The organism is Deltaproteobacteria bacterium (assembly GCA_016218975.1).
Classification (GTDB): Bacteria; Desulfobacterota; Deferrimicrobia; order Deferrimicrobiales; family Deferrimicrobiaceae; genus JAENIX01.
Genome location: JACRCO010000052.1, coordinates 1 through 4117, shown reverse-complemented (window position 1 = coordinate 4117; position 4117 = coordinate 1). Strand labels below are relative to the sequence as shown.

Below are 4117 nucleotides of genomic sequence, written 5' to 3'. Positions count from 1 at the left end.
GTCGACAAATCTACCTCGATTTCAACGCGAGCACGCCGATCTGTCCGGAAGGCGTGGAGGCGATGCGTCCGTTCCTTGCGGACCACTTCGGCAACCCGTCGAGCCTTCATTGGGCGGGCATGCCCGCAAAGGACGCAGTCGAAAAAGCCCGCGGACAGGTGGCGGGGCTCCTTGGGTGCGATCCCACGGAGATCGTCTTTACAAGCGGCGGGAGCGAATCGAACAACCACGCCATCAAGGGTGTCTTCTTCGCGAACCGGGACCGGGGGGATCACATCGTCACGACGGCGGTGGAGCATCCCGCGACGATCAATCCGTGCCGGTTCCTCGAAAAGCTGGGCGGGAAAGTAACGGTCCTTCCGGTCGATCGATACGGGATGGTCGACCCCGGCGATGTGCGCCGTGCGATAACGCCGCGCACGATCCTGATTACGGTGATGCACGCCAACAACGAAGTCGGCACCATCGAGCCGATAACCGAAATTTCGGCCATCGCCCGCGAGGCGGGGATTACGTTTCACACGGACGCCGCGCAATCCGTGGGAAAGATCTCGACCGACGTCGAAGAACTGGGCGTGGACCTGCTCTCGGTGGCGGGGCACAAGGTGTATGCACCGAAGGGGATAGGAGCGCTTTATCTCCGCGAAGGGACGCGGATCGAGCCGTTCGTCCACGGCGCCGGACACGAGGCGGGAAGGCGGGCGGGGACGGAGAACGTTCTCCTGGCCGTGGCCCTGGGCGCCGCGTGCGAGGCCGCCCGGAAATGGGTCGGAATGCCGCAGGTCCGGGCGCTGCGCGAAAGATTTTGGGATGGACTGAAGGATATCTTCGGCGACAGGGTAACGCTCAACGGCCACCCCGATGCGCGGCTTCCCAACACGCTGAATGTTAATTTCGTCGGCCGTGTCGGTGCAGATGTGTTGGCGAAGCTTCACGGCGTCGCGGCATCGACCGGTTCCGCCTGTCACGCCGGATCGGTAACTCTATCTCCGGTTCTGGCTGCCATGCGCATTCCGCCTGAAGAAGGAATGGGCGCCGTCCGGTTCAGCCTGGGACGGCCGACCGCGTGGGAGGAACTGGATGAAGTCCTCGTCCTGTTCCGGTCGCAGGCGTGATGCGCTGACTCAATTCCGGAGCAGCCTGCCAATTGCCATGTGCGGGAACAAACCGGGGCCCCGAAGGGGAAGCAGGCCCCGGCCTTGGGGATGCCGGGGCCCGCAAGGAGAGGAAAGGCCCCGGCGCGGCGGGCTGGATCAGGTAGCGTTGCGGCTCAATGGCACTTGACGCATGTTCGCTGGCCTGCGGCCCGGTTGAGTTTCCCCTTGATCGATCCCCAGTTGTCGGGGTGGGGATTAACGCGAAGCCCCGTTCTCGCGCTGTGGCACTTCAGGCAGATGTCCCCGTCCGCGTGGCATGCCTGGCAGGTGGGCAGGTTCCGCTTCGCCTCGCGGGCGTGCGCGCCGGACCACTGGTGGGCCGGCAGGACGGATCCCGGATGACATGTCTGGCAGGAGTCGGGGGGAAAAGTGGAATGCTTCGGCCCTCCCGGAGTGGTCGTCAGGTCCGACCACCCCTTGCGATGCGACTGGAACATCAGTTCCTCCGGGCGGAACCGCTTGTGGCAGTCCGAGCAGAAGGAAGCGGGGTGGCACCTGGCGCATGAATTCGGGTTGTCGAATGCGGAAATCGGATGGACCTCGATGAATGAGGACCGATGGTTTTTCGGCTTGTAGTTCGGTCCCCGGTCGGTGGACACGTGCAGGTTCGCGTCGATCCCTCCGCCGAAATGGCAATCGGTGCAGAACGACTGCTCATGGCACATTGCGCAGTTGGCGCCGGCCTTCACTGCGGTCAACCTGTGTTCCGTGTTCCATGCGGCGCCGTGGTTGGGGATGACGTTAGATTCCCTGTGGCATTCGGTGCACTCGGGGATCTTCATTTCCCTGTAAGGCCGGTGGTCCTCCGCGGCGAAAAGCATGGTGGCTCCTGCGGCGAGTGCGACGACGACAATGAGAAGGGGGAGTTTTTTCAAGTCGATCCCTCCCTTAGAAGTCGACGTTCAGGGCAAGTCTTCCCCTGAAGTCCTTGTTGAAATCGGTGCTTATGGTGTCCTCTATACGTGCCTGGACCGAGATGTTTTTCTTAAGTCTCGCTTCTCCCCCGACCCAGAAGCGGGTCGCCGAGTCGTAGCCGGTCCCCAGCTCCCGGCGGAAGCTGTCGTGCTGCACCCCGGCGGACAGGATGTAGTTCTTCCTGAATACCGTGTCCCCCGAGATTTCGAACCCGGCGAGATTCCCTCCCGTGCCGGTGCGCCAGATCCCGGCGCCGTACAAGGAAATGCCGTCCCTGGGGCGGTAGCGAAGCCCCACCTCCCCGGCGTTCGCCTTGTCCCCCCCGCCGTACCTTTCGTTCCTGTACTCGCCGTTCAGGCTGAGTTTCGGATCCACGTCATACTGGGCGCGGAACAGGACTTCCTGGAACCTGTCCACAGCGAACACGGAGAAAATGGAGGTGGCCTCGAAGACAGGAATCGAGCGGAAGTATTCTGCGGTGAATATGAACTTCGGCAGGATCGCCGTGCGGGCGCCCGCCTGGATCTCGTTCCACACCTCCGAAAGCAGATCGTACCGAAGCTGCGTGTACAGTTCTCCGTATTTCGAGAATCGCTTCGCCGCCGCCAGCCCCACGATCTCCTTCGCGAGATCGTTTTCGTCGTACGAGATGAAGTAGGAAAGGTCCGCCGACCCCTGGGGGATGTTGGTCAGGCTCGCCTGGACCGCCGCCGCGAAGTCGCCACGCTTCGTCGCCTCGCCGGTGGTGTTGAAGAGCACGTTGCGGCCTCCGACCGCGGTAATCGCCACGGGACCGAACGGCCTTGTGTCCACCCGTGCGCCGTCCACGATCGCAGATCCGGCGCTGACGAAGAAGAACTGCCGGCCCACGCGTACGTCGGTCCGCTTCGCCAGGTCCTTCTTGTCGATGTAGAGGTAGTAGAGCCGTCCCTCCACGCCGCCGCCCTGGGCCGCGTCCCCCCAGGCCCGGCCGTAGCCTGTGGCCGACAGGGTGTCCTTCGAGTCGAGCTTCCGGGCATTGAACCTGAGGTATTGGGATAGATCGAAGTGGTCCTCTCCGAACTCGTCCGAAAACCAAAGCGCCTGCGTCGAGGATCTGCCGCTCAGGGAGGCCGCCTCCGCGGGGGGGAACCCGATGCAGAGGACGAGCAATGCGACGAGGAGAATGCCGGAGCGTATATTCATTTGCTACCCCCTTTATTGCTGCTTGTCGTCAGGCACGTGGCGGGACCGGCGGGCAACCGGCCCCAAGCGCAGCTTCGATGCTTTCTTTCAGCCGCCCGAAATCGATCGGCTTGGAAAGGAAGTCGGCGGCCCCCAGGGATCTCGAGTACTCTGCGTTCTCCCTGGTATCGTCGCAGGTGACGACGATCACCGCCGGCCCGGCGGGCATTTCCCCGATCTTCTTCAGGGTGTCCCAGCTCTTCTTCCCTTCGATGTGAAGGTCGAGGAGGACCAGGTCGCAAGTCTGCTTCGACAGGTGGTCCCAGGCCTCCTCCTCGGTCGCCGCCGCCGTGACCGAGCAAGCATGGTTGCGCAGTATGACGCGCTCGATGATGGCGCGAAAATGGGGATCGTCGTCGACGATAAGGACGTTCGCCATGACGTTGTCCGCTCGACAAGCACGCCGGAGACAATTGTCCCTGCGCATCCATGGTTGCGACCCTTGTTTCGTTTGCGTTAATGGCTATTCACCGGTGCCTGCGCCGACAAGGTTCCCGACGTAGTGGCACTTCTTCGCGCAATCGCCGGCCGGGTCGGTCATGCCCGTGCCCGGGTTGAAGGTCTGCCAGTTGTGGGAGTACCAGGCGATGGCGTGCCCGTTCTTCCAAACCACGGGACGGACCTCGTTCGTTTCCGGGTCGATGAACACTTCGTGCGAGCTGGACGATCCCGTCCTCGCGATCTCGTGGTCCCTCGCAAGGCCGTATGTGTGGCAGCCGATGCAGGCGACCTTGGTGCCGGTGTTGTCCATATGCCCCGCCACGGAAGTTTCCACGTGCACATACGTCCCGTGGCAATCGGTGCACTGGACGTCGCCGCGC

General features: G+C 63.0%; 5 protein-coding genes. 1 reads left to right on the top strand and 4 read right to left on the bottom strand.

Annotated features, from left to right (window positions below; translation table 11 throughout):
- Positions 1-8: 8 nt before the first annotated feature.
- A complete protein-coding gene (locus HY896_06585) occupies positions 9-1115 on the top strand; it encodes a cysteine desulfurase (GenBank protein ID MBI5576017.1) in 1107 nt (368 codons plus the stop codon).
- A gap of 155 nt (positions 1116-1270) precedes the next feature.
- On the opposite strand, the gene HY896_06580 is transcribed toward HY896_06585, so the two are convergent.
- The 4 genes from HY896_06580 to HY896_06565 all read right to left on the bottom strand — a co-directional run.
- On the bottom strand, positions 1271-2032 hold the full coding sequence (locus HY896_06580; GenBank protein MBI5576016.1) for a cytochrome C: 762 nt from the start codon (positions 2030-2032) through the stop codon (positions 1271-1273).
- A 13-nt stretch (positions 2033-2045) separates the two neighbouring features.
- On the bottom strand, positions 2046-3257 hold the full coding sequence (locus HY896_06575) for a hypothetical protein (protein MBI5576015.1): 1212 nt from the start codon (positions 3255-3257) through the stop codon (positions 2046-2048).
- A 28-nt stretch (positions 3258-3285) separates the two neighbouring features.
- Complete coding sequence (locus HY896_06570) at positions 3286-3675, bottom strand: response regulator (GenBank protein MBI5576014.1); 390 nt, start codon at positions 3673-3675, stop codon at positions 3286-3288.
- 84 nt (positions 3676-3759) lie between these two features.
- The coding region (locus HY896_06565; protein MBI5576013.1) for a hypothetical protein at positions 3760-4117 on the bottom strand (358 nt) is incomplete at its 5' end.